This is a genomic window from Bradyrhizobium sp. AUGA SZCCT0105, from assembly GCF_018129565.1.
In the GTDB taxonomy this organism is placed as follows: Bacteria; Pseudomonadota; Alphaproteobacteria; order Rhizobiales; family Xanthobacteraceae; genus Bradyrhizobium.
On the sequence record NZ_JAFCMK010000004.1, the window covers coordinates 672,711 to 686,623 of the forward strand.

17 protein-coding genes are annotated in these 13,913 nt (G+C 63.7%); 11 read left to right on the forward strand and 6 right to left on the reverse strand.

All coding sequences use genetic code 11. From position 1 onward, the window contains the following. Window positions 1-47: 47 nt before the first annotated feature. The 9 genes from JQ573_RS22730 to JQ573_RS22770 all read left to right on the forward strand — a co-directional run bounded on the left by JQ573_RS22730 (window position 48) and on the right by JQ573_RS22770 (window position 7,522). Window positions 48-473, forward strand: coding sequence for an organic hydroperoxide resistance protein (locus JQ573_RS22730; protein ID WP_076863571.1), 426 nt, complete (start codon window positions 48-50; stop codon window positions 471-473). A 222-nt stretch (window positions 474-695) separates the two neighbouring features. Then, a complete protein-coding gene (locus JQ573_RS22735; RefSeq protein ID WP_249132098.1) occupies window positions 696-1,901 on the forward strand; it encodes a CaiB/BaiF CoA-transferase family protein in 1,206 nt (401 codons plus the stop codon). A gap of 412 nt (window positions 1,902-2,313) precedes the next feature. After that, complete coding sequence (gene ugpB, locus JQ573_RS22740; protein ID WP_212312564.1) at window positions 2,314-3,630, forward strand: sn-glycerol-3-phosphate ABC transporter substrate-binding protein UgpB; 1,317 nt, start codon at window positions 2,314-2,316, stop codon at window positions 3,628-3,630. 62 nt (window positions 3,631-3,692) lie between these two features. Then, window positions 3,693-4,574: a sn-glycerol-3-phosphate ABC transporter permease UgpA gene (gene ugpA / locus JQ573_RS22745; RefSeq protein WP_212312565.1), complete on the forward strand. Its 882-nt coding sequence runs from the start codon at window positions 3,693-3,695 to the stop codon at window positions 4,572-4,574. Beyond that, the gene (ugpE, locus tag JQ573_RS22750; RefSeq protein ID WP_212312573.1) at window positions 4,574-5,422 is read left to right on the forward strand and encodes a sn-glycerol-3-phosphate ABC transporter permease UgpE; all 849 of its coding nucleotides are present in this window, start codon (window positions 4,574-4,576) and stop codon (window positions 5,420-5,422) included. Before ugpA ends, ugpE begins: the two co-directional genes overlap by 1 nt. Then, window positions 5,422-6,504 carry a sn-glycerol-3-phosphate import ATP-binding protein UgpC gene (locus JQ573_RS22755; RefSeq protein WP_212312575.1) on the forward strand — a complete coding sequence of 361 codons (1,083 nt, stop codon included), beginning with the start codon at window positions 5,422-5,424 and terminating at the stop codon, window positions 6,502-6,504. The genes ugpE and JQ573_RS22755 overlap by 1 nt, the downstream gene beginning before the upstream one ends. Before the next feature lie 62 nt (window positions 6,505-6,566). Further along, window positions 6,567-6,704 carry a hypothetical protein gene (locus tag JQ573_RS22760; protein WP_212312577.1) on the forward strand — a complete coding sequence of 46 codons (138 nt, stop codon included), beginning with the start codon at window positions 6,567-6,569 and terminating at the stop codon, window positions 6,702-6,704. A 75-nt stretch (window positions 6,705-6,779) separates the two neighbouring features. Further along, complete coding sequence (locus JQ573_RS22765; RefSeq protein WP_092120814.1) at window positions 6,780-7,205, forward strand: Hsp20 family protein; 426 nt, start codon at window positions 6,780-6,782, stop codon at window positions 7,203-7,205. A gap of 50 nt (window positions 7,206-7,255) precedes the next feature. Beyond that, window positions 7,256-7,522 (forward strand): DUF1150 domain-containing protein, encoded by a 267-nt coding sequence (locus JQ573_RS22770; RefSeq protein ID WP_176534635.1) that lies wholly within the window; start codon window positions 7,256-7,258, stop codon window positions 7,520-7,522. Between the two features lie 103 nt (window positions 7,523-7,625). Here JQ573_RS22770 and JQ573_RS22775 read toward each other — a convergent pair whose 3' ends face one another. Then, entirely contained in the window at window positions 7,626-8,957 is a 1,332-nt protein-coding gene (locus JQ573_RS22775) for an MFS transporter (RefSeq protein WP_212312579.1), read from the reverse strand. A 324-nt stretch (window positions 8,958-9,281) separates the two neighbouring features. Further along, the gene (locus JQ573_RS22780; protein ID WP_212312580.1) at window positions 9,282-9,629 is read right to left on the reverse strand and encodes a DUF6665 family protein; all 348 of its coding nucleotides are present in this window, start codon (window positions 9,627-9,629) and stop codon (window positions 9,282-9,284) included. Between the two features lie 261 nt (window positions 9,630-9,890). Here JQ573_RS22780 and JQ573_RS22785 point away from each other — a divergent pair, with 261 nt between their 5' ends. Then, the gene (locus tag JQ573_RS22785) at window positions 9,891-10,448 is read left to right on the forward strand and encodes a cytochrome P460 family protein (RefSeq protein WP_212312589.1); all 558 of its coding nucleotides are present in this window, start codon (window positions 9,891-9,893) and stop codon (window positions 10,446-10,448) included. A 48-nt stretch (window positions 10,449-10,496) separates the two neighbouring features. On the opposite strand, the gene JQ573_RS22790 is transcribed toward JQ573_RS22785, so the two are convergent. From JQ573_RS22790 to JQ573_RS22800, 3 genes are all read right to left on the reverse strand, one after another. Next, window positions 10,497-10,697, reverse strand: coding sequence for a hypothetical protein (locus JQ573_RS22790; RefSeq protein ID WP_212312592.1), 201 nt, complete (start codon window positions 10,695-10,697; stop codon window positions 10,497-10,499). Between the two features lie 46 nt (window positions 10,698-10,743). Further along, window positions 10,744-10,986, reverse strand: a complete 243-nt coding sequence (locus JQ573_RS22795; protein WP_171947927.1) for a hypothetical protein — start codon at window positions 10,984-10,986, stop codon at window positions 10,744-10,746. A 187-nt stretch (window positions 10,987-11,173) separates the two neighbouring features. Then, entirely contained in the window at window positions 11,174-11,425 is a 252-nt protein-coding gene (locus JQ573_RS22800) for a type VI secretion protein (RefSeq protein ID WP_249132099.1), read from the reverse strand. Between the two features lie 546 nt (window positions 11,426-11,971). Here JQ573_RS22800 and JQ573_RS22805 point away from each other — a divergent pair. Continuing rightward, window positions 11,972-12,613: a trimeric intracellular cation channel family protein gene (locus tag JQ573_RS22805; protein WP_212309625.1), complete on the forward strand. Its 642-nt coding sequence runs from the start codon at window positions 11,972-11,974 to the stop codon at window positions 12,611-12,613. 24 nt (window positions 12,614-12,637) lie between these two features. Here JQ573_RS22805 and JQ573_RS22810 read toward each other — a convergent pair whose 3' ends face one another. Continuing rightward, complete coding sequence (locus JQ573_RS22810; protein WP_212309624.1) at window positions 12,638-13,867, reverse strand: cytochrome c; 1,230 nt, start codon at window positions 13,865-13,867, stop codon at window positions 12,638-12,640. Window positions 13,868-13,913: the final 46 nt, after the last annotated feature.

The window sequence follows — 13,913 nt, forward strand, 5'->3', positions numbered from 1 at the left end:
ATGGCTTGTTGAATTCAAGCTGAAGTCCAAACCCAAGGGAGACCACAATGTCTGTGAACGTGCTCTACAAGACCAGCGCCAAGGCAACCGGCGGCCGCGACGGCCATGCGGCAACGCTCGACGGCGCGCTCGACGTCAAGCTCACGACCCCGAAGGAGCTCGGTGGCGGCGGTGGCGCCGGCAACAATCCGGAGCAGCTGTTCGCAGCCGGCTATGCCGCCTGCTTCATCGGCGCCATGAAGTTCGTGGCCTCCCAGGGCGGCCCCAAGGTTCCCGCCGACGCCTCGGTGACCTCGACGGTCGGCATCGGCCCGCGTTCGGAAGGCGGCTTCGGCCTTGCCGTCGACCTCGCCGTCTCGCTGCCCGGCCTCTCCCGCGCTGACGCCGAAGCGCTGGTCGAGAAGGCCCACCATGTGTGCCCCTATTCCAACGCGACCCGCGGCAATGTCGACGTCAAGCTGAGCGTCGTCTAGTTCACCGACTGCCGATAGTCCGCCACGTCCCGCGTGGCGGACTATTGCATTTCAAGAGAGCATTGCATTGCGGATGCCAGTTCGCTCTTTTCAGTTCGCTTGGCGAACGCACGCGCCGCCTGCTGCATGGGCCTGCGCCGACGGAAGCATTGCTGCCTCGCCTGAAGACCGTTAGCTCTGGGACCCTCGTTTTCCGATCCCAACTGAGCGAAGGTTGTTTCCATGAATACCCCAGCGGCTACCGGCGCGATGACCGGACTGCGCGTGATCGATCTGACGCGCGTGCTCGGCGGCCCGTATTGCACCCAGATCCTTGCCGACCACGGCGCCGACGTGATCAAGGTCAAGCCGCCCGCCGGCGACGAGGTGCGCGACTGGGGCCCTCCCTTCCATGAGGAAGACGCGGCCTATTTCGTCGGCATCAACCGCAACAAGCGCTCGATCGGCCTCGACCTCGCCTCCGAGGGTGGACGCGCGGTGCTGATGAAGATGCTCGAAACCGCCGACGTGCTGATCGAGAACTTCAAGCCGGGCACGCTCGACAAATGGGGCATCGGCAACGACGTGCTGCGCGCGAAATTTCCGCGCCTCGTACATTGCCGGATCTCCGGCTTCGGCGCCGACGGCCCGCGCGGCGGCAATCCCGGCTATGACGCGATCATCCAGGCGATGACCGGCATGATCGCGGCGACCGGTTCGCCCGAGAGCGGCCCGATGCGCATCGGCGTGCCGCTGGTCGACATCACGACCGGGCTCTATGCGGCGATCGGCATCCTGATGGCGCTGTCGGAGCGGCAGCGCTCGGGGCTCGGCCAGTTCATCGAGACCACGCTGTACGAGACCGGGCTTGCGATCATGCATCCGCACACCGCGAACTATTTCATGCATGGCAAGCCGCCGTCGCTCACCGGCAACGAACATCCCAACCTCGTGCCTTACGCGATCTTCCCGACCAAGACCGACAACATCTTCATCGGTGTCGGCAATGACGGCACCTTCCGCAAGCTCGCCAAGGAAATCGGCAAGCCCGAGCTCGGCACCGATCCGCGCTTTGCCCGCAACAAGGACCGCATCGCCAACCGCGATGCGCTGAGGGCCGAGCTTGCCGCGGTGTTCAGCCAGCACGAGGCCGAACCGCTGTGCAACCGGCTGCTCGCCGCCGGCTTGCCGGCCGGCCCGGTGCAGAAGATCGACCAGGCGCTGACCAACCCGCACACGATCCATCGCGGCGACGTCATCGAGAAGGATTGGTACAAGGGCGTCGCCTCGCCGATCCGCCTCGAACGCACCAAGCCGAGCCTGCGCCGCACGCCACCGAAGTTCAGCCAGCACGCTGCGGAAGTGCTCGGCGAGTTCGGCTACTCCAAGGACGAGATCAACGGCCTGGTCGACAAGGGCGTGGTCTGCGGTCCCCAGCGCCAGCGCTGACGCGTCAGGAGATCACGTCGAATACCGACCGCGATGGCGGTGCACTCCCTCGCCCCGTTCTTACGGGGAGAGGGTTGGGGTGAGGGGCTGTCTCCGCGCATACGACAGTAGCGGCGTTTGCGGAGAATCCCCCTCACCCGGAACGCATCTAACGATGCGTTCCGGCCTCTCCCCGCACGCGGGGCGAGGTGATGCGGAGTCCGTGTCTTCGAGAACCGTCAGCCCCTGCGGTGCAACGTCGCGTCCGGCGTTGCACCGCACGCACGCGGCTGCGTTCTCCGCCTTTTTTAGCGCTTCCCTTTGCTTCGGCTTCCCCCGTACCATGGCTTTCGTTTATACGGTCATTTGAACGTCATCCGGCGCTGTTAACGCGCGCAACGAAAGATGACGTTCCAACCGGGAGGGGCTTTTGATGATTTTCAGACGACTCGGCGCTGCTGCGGCAGCTGCTGCCACGCTTGTATTCGCGTCGCCTGCGTTTGCAGTGACGGAGATTCAGTGGTGGCACGCGATGACCGGCGCCAACAACGACGTCATCGTCAAGCTGGCCAACGATTTCAACGCCTCGCAGTCCGACTACAAGGTGATCCCGACCTACAAGGGCGGCTACGCCGACACCATGAACGCCGGCATCGCTGCGTTCCGCGCCGGCAACGCGCCGCACATCATGCAGGTGTTCGAGGTCGGCACCGCAACGATGATGGCCGCCACCGGCGCCGTCAAACCGGTCTACAAGCTGATGGCCGACGCCGGCGAGAAGTTCGATCCGAGCGTCTATCTGCCCGCGATCACCGGCTATTACTCGACCTCAAAGGGCGAGATGCTGTCGTTCCCCTTCAACTCGTCGTCGACCGTGATGTGGGTCAATCTCGATGCGCTGAAGAAGGCCAACATCGCGGAGATTCCGAAGACCTGGCCGCAAGTGTTCGAGGACGCCAAGAAGCTGAAGGCGGCCGGCTACACCACCTGCGGCTTCTCCGGCTCGTGGGTCACCTGGGTCAATCTCGAGCAGCTCTCGGCCTGGCACAACGTGCCGCTCGCCAGCAAGGCCAACGGCCTCGACGGCTTCGACACCGTGCTCGAATTCAACGGTCCGCTGCAGGTCAAGCATCTCGAGAACCTGGTCGAGCTGCAAAAGGACAAGACCTACGACTATGCCGGCCGCACCAACACCGGCGAAGGCCGCTTCACCGCGGGCGAGTGCCCGATCTACCTGACCTCGTCGGCCTTCTTCGGCAACGTCAAGGCGCAGGCCAAGTTCAACTTCACCGCCGCGCCGATGCCGTATTATCCCGACGTCAAGGGCGCGCCGCAGAACTCGATCATCGGCGGCGCCTCGCTGTGGGTGATGGGCGGCAAGTCGGCCGAAGAATACAAGGGCGTGGCCAAGTTCCTGACCTTCCTCTCCGACACCGATCGCCAGATCTGGATCCACAAGGCCTCGGGCTATCTGCCGATCACGAAGGCAGCCTACGCCAAGGCCAAGGAAGAGGGCTTCTACAAGGACCAGCCCTATCTCGAGACCCCGTTGCTCGAACTCACCAACAAGGAGCCGACCGAGAATTCCCGCGGTCTGCGCCTCGGCAACATGGTGCAGCTCCGCGACATGTGGTCGGAGGAGATCGAGCAGGCGCTGGCCGGCAAGAAGACCGCCAAGCAGGCGCTGGACTCGGCCGTCGAACGTGGCAACCAGATGCTGCGGCAGTTTGAAAAGACCGCCGTCCACTGACATGATGTCTTGAGACCATCAACCGGCAGGCCGCAAACGCGGCCTGCCATTTTGCCGAGATCATGCAAAAGCAAGCGATTTTCCAGTCAAAGCTGTTGCCTTACGCGCTGGTTGCCCCGCAACTCGCAATCGTCCTGATCTTTTTCTACTGGCCGGCCGCGCAGGCGGTGATCCAATCCTTCCTGCTGCAGGACGCCTTCGGCCTTTCGACCACCTTCGTGTGGTTCGAGAACTATCTCGAATTGTTCAAGGACCCGGCCTATTTCGCCGCCATCGTCCGAACCTTCGCGTTCTCGCTTGCGATCGCGGTGTCCTCGTTGTCGTTCGCGCTGCTGCTCGCGGTGATGGCCGACAAGCCGCTGCGCGGCTCGACGCTGTACCGCACGCTGCTGATCTGGCCGTACGCCGTCGCCCCGCCGGTGGTCGGCGTGCTCTGGGTGTTCATGCTGCACCCCTCGCTCGGTGTGCTGTCGCGCTATCTGCGCGCCATGGGCGTCGACTGGAATCCGCTGCTCGACGGCGACCAGGCCGCAGCCCTGATCATCCTCGCCGCGGCCTGGAAGCAGATCTCGTACAATTTCCTGTTCTTCCTTGCCGGGCTGCAGAGCATCCCGAAGAGCGTGATCGAAGCCGCTGCGATCGACGGCGCCCGCCCGATGCGGCGGTTCTGGACCGTGATCTTCCCGCTGCTGTCGCCGACCATCTTCTTCCTCTTGGTGATCAACATCGTGTACGCCTTCTTCGACACCTTCGGCATCATCGACACGATGACCCGCGGCGGCCCGGGCAAGGCGACCGAAACGCTGGTCTACAAGGTCTATACCGATGGCCTGCTCGGCGGCAATCTCGGCTCCTCCGCGGCACAGTCGGTCATCCTGATGGTCATCGTCATCGTGCTGACCGGCATCCAGTTCCGCTTCGTCGAACGCAAGGTGACCTACTGATGGTCGAGGAGGAGGGTTTCCAGCGCTATCTGGCTCACGCCATCCTGTGGATCGGGATCGCGATCGTCGCCTTCCCGGTCTATCTGGCGATCGTCGCCTCGACCCAGGACAACGCCGTCATCGCCAATGGCCAGATGTCGCTGTTGCCCGGCGGCCATTTCTTCAAGACCTACTACCAGACGCTGTTTGTCGGCACGAGCGGCTCGACCCGCGAGCCGGTGCTCAACATGATGCTGAACTCGCTGATCATGGCGCTCTTGATCGCGGTCGGCAAAATCGCGATCTCGATCATCTCGGCCTATGCGATCGTCTATTTCCGCTTTCCGTTCCGGATGGCGATCTTCTGGATCATCTTCATCACCTTGATGCTGCCGGTCGAGGTGCGCATCTATCCGACCTACAAGATCGTCGCCGACCTGCATCTGCTCGACAGCTATGCCGGCCTGTCGCTGCCGCTGATCGCCTCGGCCACCGCAACGCTGCTGTTCCGGCAGTTCTTCATGACCGTGCCGGATGAATTGCTGGAGGCCTCGCGCATCGACGGCGCGGGCCCGTTCCGCTTCTTCTGGGATACGCTGCTGCCGCTGTCGCGCACCAACATGGCCGCGCTGTTCGTGATCCTGTTCATCCTCGGCTGGAATCAGTATCTCTGGCCGCTTTTGATCACCACGCGCGACGACATGCAGACCATCCAGGTCGGCATCCGCAAGATGATCACCACGACCGACGCGCTGACCGAATGGCCCGTCGTGATGGCGACCGCGCTGCTCGCGATGCTGCCGCCGGTGTTCGTCGTCGTCGTGATGCAGAAACTGTTCGTGCGCGGATTGGTGGAGACGGAAAAGTAATGGCTAACGTCACGCTGCGCAGCGTCCGCAAGACCTATCCCGGCGGCTTCGAGGCCATCAAGGGCGTCGATGTCGACGTCGGCGACGGCCAGTTCTGCGTGCTGGTCGGCCCAAGCGGCTGCGGCAAGTCCACGCTGCTGCGCATGGTCGCGGGGCTCGAGACCATCACCGGCGGCGAGATCGACATCGGCGGCCGCATCGTCAACCAGATCGAGCCCGCCGATCGCGACATCGCGATGGTGTTCCAGAACTACGCGCTTTATCCGCATATGAGCGTCTACAACAACATGGCCTACGGCCTGCGCAACCGCGGCATGGCCGAAGCCGAGGTCAAGACCCGCGTCGAGGAGGCCGCGCGCGTGCTTGAGCTCTCGCCGATGCTGGAGCGCAAGCCGCGGCAGCTGTCCGGCGGCCAGCGCCAGCGCGTCGCGATGGGCCGCGCCATCGTGCGGCAGCCGAAAGTCTTCCTGTTCGACGAGCCGCTGTCGAACCTCGACGCCAAGCTGCGCATCGCGATGCGGGTCGAGATCCGCAAGCTGCAGCGCCGGCTCAACACCACCTCGATCTACGTCACCCACGACCAGCTCGAGGCGATGACGCTCGCCGACATCCTCGTGGTCATGAATGGCGGCCAGGTCGAGCAGATCGGCAATCCCCTGGAAATCTATCAGAAGCCGGCGACCACCTTCGTCGCCTCCTTCATCGGCGCCCCGCCGATGAACCTGATGCCGCTGCGCTCGGACGAGCTGCAATCCCAGATCGGGGGCGCCGATGGTGCCGGCATCGTCGGCATCCGGCCGGAGGATTTCGTGATCACCGGCGAGACCGCATCCGGCGGCGTCGCGCTCGGCCTGACGGTCGAGGCGATCGAGCATGTCGGCGCCGAGACCTTCGTCTATGGCAGCCGCCAGCGCGAGGAACGGGCCATCGCCGCCAATCCGGGCGAGCTGCCGCCGGGCGAGGTGATCGTCCGGGTTCCCGGCGCCACGGGGCCTGCGATCGGCGAGCAGATCCGGGCGGTCGCGCCGCGCGACAAACTGCATCTTTTTACCGCTGACGGCCGCAAGCGCGTCGGCCCGTAACCGATCAGGAACGATCGGGGGCCATCCTGGCGCGTTTTCGAGCGAAGTGGACACCGGTTCGCATGAAGAAAACGCGCCCAAAACAAAAAGTGGAATATATCGGTCCTGATTTGATCAGAACCGATATGCGTCAGGCGGCATTTACGCTGGTTTCAGAAGCGCTTGAACGCTATCCAGATCACTCCCATATTGGCTTATGACCGACGGGCAAGCGGCCCGCCGGTTGCATGGGGTGCCGCAAGGGCCCCTCAAAGTCGCTTCGAGAGGACTTTGTAATGTCTCGTGTTCCATCGTTGTCCAGTCCGTTCCTTCTGGGATTCGACGAGATCGAGCGTGCGCTCGACCGCGTCGTGAAGGGCGCTGACGGCTATCCTCCGTACAATATCGAGCGGTGCGACCGTACCAACGGGCAGCCCGAGCGGTTGCGCATCACGTTGGCGGTGGCGGGCTTCACCCGCGACCAACTCGATGTAACTATTGAGGAAAATCAGCTCGTCATCCGCGGCCGCCAGCAGGACGACAAGGCTCGGCAATACATCCATCGCGGCATCGCCGCGCGCCACTTCCAGCGCACCTTCGTGCTGGCGGAGGGGATGCAGGTGCTGGGCGCGGATCTGAAGAACGGGTTGTTGTCGATCGACCTGGCCAGGCCGGAACCTGAACGGGTCGTTAAGACAATCGCTATCAATGAACACGAATAATAGAAACAACGAGCGGACTCGACCGCTTATCTGACTGAGGAGTCGAGACCATGAGTGAAGCGAATATCATCTTCCAATCCGAGAGCGTCACGCCGGAAGCGCTGGCCCATCTAGGCGAGGGCCATATCGCCTATGTGAAGCAGGTCCGTTCCGAGGACGTGCCGGACCTCTTTCCGCAGGCGCCGAAGATCGCGCCGGGCCTCAAGCTGTTCGCATTGCATGCCGCCGACGGCACGCCGATCATGCTGACCGACAGCCGCGAAGCCGCGATCGCGAACGCCTGGAGCAACGAGCTGCAGGCCGTCAGCGTGCACTAGCGCACGGCTAATTCAGCATCCGCGAGTTCAATGCGCGGGCACGCCTCGACACCGATCGAGGCGGCCCGCGCATTTTTTTGCGGACGTCGTTTGGATCACTCCATCAGGGCCTGTCGTGCTCCTCCGAAATGTCCTTGTTGGTGTAGTCGGGCATCATCGCGGTCGCGACAATGCTGACCACCGCGCAGAACAGAATGTAGAGCGCGATCACGTAGCCGGAGCCGGTGGCGGCCAGCAGCGCAGTGGCGATCAACGGTGCCGGTCCGCCTGAGATGACCGAGGAGAGCTGGTAGCCGATCGAGCAGCCGCTGTAGCGCAGCCGCGGCGTGAAGCATTCGGCGATCAGCGCCGCTTGCGGACCATACATCAGGTCGTGCGGCACGAATGACAGCACGATGGCGATGAAGATCAGCGCCGGCGCTGCGGTGTTCAGCAGGCCGAAATAGACGAAGCCGAACAACCCGGTCAGGACCGAGCCGATCAGATACATCCGCTTGCGCCCGATGCGATCCGACAGGTGCCCGGCCAGCGGGATGGTGACGAGTGAAACGAGACCGGCACAGATCAGGCAGATCAGCAGGAAGTCGCGGTCTTGGTGGATGACCTGGGTGCCGTAGGCGAACACAAAGGCGAGATAGATGTAGGCCGGCGCCTGTTCGGCCATCCGCGCCAGCGCTGCGAGAATGATCGACCGCGGCTGCCTCCTGATCACCTCGATCACCGGAACGCGCGCGACGCGATTCTCGGCCACGATCCGCCGGAACGTCGGCGTCTCCATGATGCCGAGCCGGATGTAGAGCCCGATCGCGATCATCACGAGGCTGAGCAGGAACGGAATGCGCCAGCCCCAGACCAGAAACTGGTCGCCGGAGATTCGGCTGAACACCAGCACCGCGATATTTGCCAGCAGCAACCCGGCGGGGCCGCCGAGCTGCGGCCACGAGGTGATGAAGCCACGGTGCTTGTTGGTTCGCGCCCACTCCATCGAGAGCAGCACCGAGCCACCCCACTCGCCGCCGACGCCGACACCCTGGAGGAAACGGATGACGGTCAGGATGACGGCGCCCCAGATGCCGATCTGGTCATAGGTGGGGACGAGGCCGACCGCCGCGGTGGCGATCCCGGTCAACAGCAGCGTGGCGATCAGCGTCGCCTTGCGGCCGATGCGATCGCCGAAGTGGCCGAAGATCGCGGCACCGATCGGCCGCGCGATGAAGCCCACCGTGTAGATGGCGAAGGCCTCCAGCACGCCGACCAAAGGATCGGACTTGGGAAAGAACAGCTTGCCGAAGACCAGGCCGGTCACCGTGCTGTAGAGCAGAAAGTCGTACCATTCGATGGTGGTGCCTACCGTGCTGGCAATCAATGCGCGACGCAATTGCGCATGATGCTCGGCTTCCGGGAGCGGGGCGACTGCAATGTCCAATGTCGTCATTGTACATCTCCCTGGCCCGACATGTTCGGGCCATCTGGAATGCGTTTCGTCCCCCGTCCACGGCAGTGGACGGGGGTATCGATGCCCGGTTATTTGTTTGGTTGGGGCAGGGCCGCAAATCGCGGGGCGTGCCCATGCAGGCCTCAAGGAAGCCGGTCCTGGATCGCGCGCGGCCTAACCGATCGCCATCGCGGGAGTACGACATCCCTTCATGACACGGTCTTGCAATCCGAAATCTAGTCCTTCGGTCCGCCCGGTAAATTCGACCTTGGTCTGTGGGAATGCTCGTCGGCCACTGCTGCAGCGCGGTGGCGGTCCACGCCTTTATGGCGATGCGGTCGATGTGGCGAGCATCGGGCCCATGCAGTGCTGTACCTCGCCGGGCACATTGTATGTGCGCATGATCGCGCGGCTGTCGCGCATGCCGCACGCTTCCCGCTGCACCACGAACATCCAGAGCGCATGGCCAGCTTCCCGCACCAGGATGCGCCGCGCCTGTTGGGCGGATGCCGGTGCTTCAGCGCGCGGATGAGCGGCATCGAGCTCGCGCAATCTAGCGAGAGCCTGCTCCAGCGCGCGGCCCATGCGTCCGAGCGCGGAGGCCTTCTCCTCGGCGAGCTCGTAAGCGAGAACGTCGACGGGAGTGCGATGGAAGCGAAAGTCGAGGGACATCGGAATCCCCTGGGGTCGGATGCACGACGATGACCCTTGAGTCTTCTGGCGCGATGGGACGCTTGTCAATAGGTGCTCACGCCGGTGCTTCGGGCCGCGGACCATGGCAGCGGCCCCATTTCGCTCCGCGCCATTCCATGCTGTAATTCGTTCCCGCGACCAACGGTCCGCGCAGCCTTGGGCCTCGGAGAAGGCAACGCGATAAGAGGAATTTCCAGCAAGAGAATATCCGCCGCCAAATCGATTGAGGGAGATACGACCATGCGGAAGAGCTCGCTGATCAATCTCGTTGCTTCGGTTTCGATTTCCGTTCTCGCGACCGGTGTCGCGATTTCCGCGCAGGACAAATACAGTCTGCAAGTGCCCGGTGGGCTCGCGTTCTCCGAGTTCAGGGGATACGAGGACTGGTCGGTGATCGCGATCAGCGAGAACGAAGGCGTCATCGCCGTGATCCTGGGCAATCCGGCGATGATCGGTGCCTACCGCGAGGGCGTGCCCGGCAATGGCAAGCCGTTTCCGGACGGCGCCAGGATGGCGAAGATCCATTGGATCCCGAAAAAGCAAGAGGCGTATCCCGGTCAGCCGACGGTGCCGGGTACGCAGCACGACGTCGACTTCATGGTGAAGGACAGCAAGCGGTTCGCAGACAGCGGCGGATGGGGATACGGCGCGTTCGAGTATGATGCGGCGTCGGATGTGTTCAGGCCGGCCACCACGACGGACAATCCGCCACAGGAGAACGACGCGAAGTGCGGCTATGCCTGCCACACCGTGGTGCAAAACCGCGATTACGTTTTCACCGAATACGGCAAGAGGTGAACGCCGATCGCGAGCTGGCGCTCCGTCAGCCGCGTGCGGTTTCCGGCTTTAGTCCCTTGCTGTAGCGGAGTCCTCCGCGCTGATGGCGCGGTCCAGGGCTTCAACCAGCGCCTGCACTTCGACGAACTTGCTGCGGGCCCGCTCCGCCTTGTCACGATCGAACGGAGCGGCCAGCACTTTCGCATGTGCGTCCCTGTCCTCGATCATGCGATCGCGGGCCTTCTTCAGTGTTTCAAGTCGCTCGCTCATCTAGGTCCTCCCGTACGTACCTGCTCGCTCACTCGCAACCAGGGATTCAGCCGAAATTGGCCGGAAGCTCACCCTTCCGGAAGAAGACCATGGGCTCATCATCATAGTCGCCCATTTCGGGGTCGCCGGTGGACGAGAATGCGACGACGGCGAGCTTGCTCAACGCCAGGCGCTCTGCCGTTCGCAGCGCGCCATTTGCCGTCTTGCAGACGATTGGAGAGTCGGGCTTCAGATGCCCACCCTTGCCGGCGTTGAATGCCTGCACGACGTAGGTCGTTTCGCGGGCCATGAAGGCTCCTTTGTGCTGCCAAGAGACGCGGTTGACGCCGGCGGCGAACGCCGCACGCAGCGTTTGTCGTCACAACGGGCGCGGAAATCTTGATCGCGCCGAAGCTGGAAACGCGTCGGACAGGGCATATGACGAAACCATCGATCGCCCTCGCTGTCTCCCGCTCCCGTGCGCGTGGTCGCAGATCTCAGCAGCCGCGGCAGATATTCTTCAGCTTCGCCGCAACGCGGGCATCTTCCGCGATCAACGGGTCCTTGTATTCGGATCGCGGCGCGTTGCTATCGATGGCCGGAGGCTTCTTGACCGTCGGAGGGAACGCGGCATCGTAGCAGGCGAGACGACCGACCGTGCCTTCGATCTTGTGGCAGGCCGGTTCTGCGGCGAGCGCGCCTTGTGCAAGCAGGCCGGCCGCAACCGCGGCGAATAGCAGCGTTCTCATACAGGTGCCTTTCCGGGCGATCATCACACTGAGCATTTCGTGATTTTGGTTGTGCGCCGACTGCGCGCTTGCGCGTTGCCGGTCGCATCAAGCGTCGGCCTGGCGTGGCCAAACGCCGGCACTGACGAATTCATCGTTGAGGTGCCTTATCCATGCAAGACGGCGGCAGCGGCCACCAGGAGCAAAAGAAACAGGGGAACGATCACCGGCGGCACGATCCAATCGGCCAGACGAAACCCAGACACGTATGCTCCTCATCTGTTGGCGGGAGCCCTACGTTACCCTCAGTCACCGGTGGATGCCGTGGATGGGCGGTGATGACGCGACTCTACGCTCAAAGCCGGCGAATAGCGAGCGTTTAAAACCGATGCGGCAACAGCGTCAGGTCCACAGCGTCACCATCAAGCGCCGCCTAGAGCGTTTTCGAGCGAAGTGGATACCGGTTCGCGTGAAGAAAACGCGTCAAAACAAGAATCTAGAGCCCCGTTCCGATTCAATCGGAACGGGATAGGCTCTAGGTTCCGACTGTTCCATGAGGACTTTTCCATGTGGACCATGCCGCCCACCGATTCGGTGCTGCACGTGCTCTCGTTCATCGCCGTTGCGGCGCAATCGATGACGGCGGCGCTCGCGGCCGGCAGGCGCAGCATGGATTGGGCCGGGGTTTGCATGCTCGGGGCGATTACCGCGCTCGGTGGCGGCACGATCCGCGACGTGTTGCTCGGGCACTATCCGCTGCTCTGGGTCGAGCATCCGATCTACCTTGCGATTGCGGCGGCGGGCGCCTTCGCCACCATCCTGCTGGCGCGGCTGGTGCACCGGCTTAATCTCGCATTCCTGGTGCTCGATGCGATCGGGCTCGTGGTGTTCACCATGGCCGGCTGCGACGTGGCCTGGCAGGTCGACGCGTCGCTGCCGATCGTGATCGTCTCCGGCATGATCACCGGCTGCGCCGGCGGCGTGCTGCGCGACATCCTCTGCAATGAGGTGCCGCTGTTGTTTCGCAGCGAGCTCTACGCCAGCGTCTCCGTGGTGACCGGGCTGTTCTATGCGACCGCGTTCGGACTCCAGCTCAACGACTGGCTCTGGACCGGGCTGACCTTCGTCCTCGGACTGACGTTCCGGCTGCTGGCGATCCGCTACAAATGGGAGATGCCGAAATTCGTGTTCAGCGGCGAGGATCGCTGAACCACTATTTCGCCGTCCGCGCCTTCATTTCGCGGTCCGCGCCTTGGCGACCTCGTCCGCGCTCACGGCCGGAGCCGCATTGCCCCAGGCATTGCGGATATAGGTCGCGACATCGGCGACCTCCTGGTCGGTGAGTTTTGGATAGGCCGGCATCGAGCCTGCGTTCGGCGCGCGCGGCGTGGTCACGGTCTGCGCACCGTCGAGGATGATGCGCAGCGTGCTCGCCGGGTTGGCCGACTGCAGATTGGCGTTGCCGGGCAGCGGCGGATAGATCCGCGGTGCGCCGGAGCCGTCGAGCTCATGGCAGGCGATGCAGGCGCCGCGATAGATCCGCTCGCCGTTGCTCATCTGCGCCGGTGAGGGCGGGGTGACCGCAGGTTCCGGCGCGCCGGCCGGCAGGCTCTTCAGATAGACCGCGATCGCGCGCACATCTGCGTCGCTCATCTTCGAGGTTGAATTGACCACCACCTCGGACATCAACGGACCGGCATGGCTGTGCCCGTTGCGGCCGCTCTGCAGATATTCAGCGATGTCGCCGGCGCTCCAGGATTTCAGCCCGCTGCGCGCGGCGCCGTCGAGCCTCGGCGCGAACATGCCCTGCACCATGCTGCCGCCGAACTCCTGGTCGCGTCTGTCGGCGCCGAACACATTCTTCGGCGTGTGGCAGGCGCCGCAATGGGCGAGGGCCTCGACGAGGTAGCGGCCGCGATTCCATTCCGCGGTCTTGCTCTGATCCGGCTGGATGATCCCCGGCGTCAAGAACAGGGCGTTCCAGGCCCGCATCAGCCCGCGGTAGTTCAGCGGCCAGCGGAGCTTCGGCGGCGGTGTCTTGTTGCTGACCGGCGCCAGCGTCGCGAGATAGGCGCGGATCGCCAGGATGTCGTCGCGGATCAGCTTGGTGAAAGACGGGTAGGGGAAGGCGGGGTAATAATGCGCCCCGTCCGGCGAGACACCCATCCGCAGCGCGCGCAGGAAATCGTCGTCGCTCCAGCCGCCGATGCCGGTATCGCGATCGGGGGTCAGGTTCGGCGAGAACACCGCGCCGAACGGCGTGTCGATCCGCTTGCCGCCGGCGAAAGGCTTGGCCGGATCGGCGGTGTGGCAGCTTGCGCAGTCGCCGGCAATCGTGAGCGCCTTGCCCCGGGCGACGATGTCGTCGCCGGTTGGCGCGGCGGTGCATTCGCGGGCCGCGAACGCACTGCACAACAGCATGCTGACCAGAATCGCACCGGTCGTTCGACGTCGTCGCCGCATCCATTCACCTTCCGGTCTACAAGACGCGTTACGCCATTTCGCCGCG

Bases quoted from the DNA above. Each gene is read 5' to 3' on its own strand.
- JQ573_RS22765 (WP_092120814.1), top strand. From the start codon at position 6,780: ATGTCTCGTGTTCCATCGTTGTCCAGTCCGTTCCTTCTGGGATTCGAC.
- JQ573_RS22760 (WP_212312577.1), top strand. From the start codon at position 6,567: ATGAAGAAAACGCGCCCAAAACAAAAAGTGGAATATATCGGTCCTGAT.
- JQ573_RS22730 (WP_076863571.1), top strand. From the start codon at position 48: ATGTCTGTGAACGTGCTCTACAAGACCAGCGCCAAGGCAACCGGCGGC.
- JQ573_RS22755 (WP_212312575.1), top strand. From the start codon at position 5,422: ATGGCTAACGTCACGCTGCGCAGCGTCCGCAAGACCTATCCCGGCGGC.
- JQ573_RS22805 (WP_212309625.1), top strand. From the start codon at position 11,972: ATGTGGACCATGCCGCCCACCGATTCGGTGCTGCACGTGCTCTCGTTC.
- ugpA (WP_212312565.1), top strand. From the start codon at position 3,693: ATGCAAAAGCAAGCGATTTTCCAGTCAAAGCTGTTGCCTTACGCGCTG.
- JQ573_RS22800 (WP_249132099.1), bottom strand. From the start codon at position 11,425: ATGAGAACGCTGCTATTCGCCGCGGTTGCGGCCGGCCTGCTTGCACAA.
- JQ573_RS22770 (WP_176534635.1), top strand. From the start codon at position 7,256: ATGAGTGAAGCGAATATCATCTTCCAATCCGAGAGCGTCACGCCGGAA.
- JQ573_RS22810 (WP_212309624.1), bottom strand. From the start codon at position 13,867: ATGCGGCGACGACGTCGAACGACCGGTGCGATTCTGGTCAGCATGCTG.
- JQ573_RS22795 (WP_171947927.1), bottom strand. From the start codon at position 10,986: ATGGCCCGCGAAACGACCTACGTCGTGCAGGCATTCAACGCCGGCAAG.
- JQ573_RS22775 (WP_212312579.1), bottom strand. From the start codon at position 8,957: ATGACGACATTGGACATTGCAGTCGCCCCGCTCCCGGAAGCCGAGCAT.
- ugpB (WP_212312564.1), top strand. From the start codon at position 2,314: ATGATTTTCAGACGACTCGGCGCTGCTGCGGCAGCTGCTGCCACGCTT.
- JQ573_RS22785 (WP_212312589.1), top strand. From the start codon at position 9,891: ATGCGGAAGAGCTCGCTGATCAATCTCGTTGCTTCGGTTTCGATTTCC.
- JQ573_RS22780 (WP_212312580.1), bottom strand. From the start codon at position 9,629: ATGTCCCTCGACTTTCGCTTCCATCGCACTCCCGTCGACGTTCTCGCT.
- ugpE (WP_212312573.1), top strand. From the start codon at position 4,574: ATGGTCGAGGAGGAGGGTTTCCAGCGCTATCTGGCTCACGCCATCCTG.
- JQ573_RS22735 (WP_249132098.1), top strand. From the start codon at position 696: ATGAATACCCCAGCGGCTACCGGCGCGATGACCGGACTGCGCGTGATC.
- JQ573_RS22790 (WP_212312592.1), bottom strand. From the start codon at position 10,697: ATGAGCGAGCGACTTGAAACACTGAAGAAGGCCCGCGATCGCATGATC.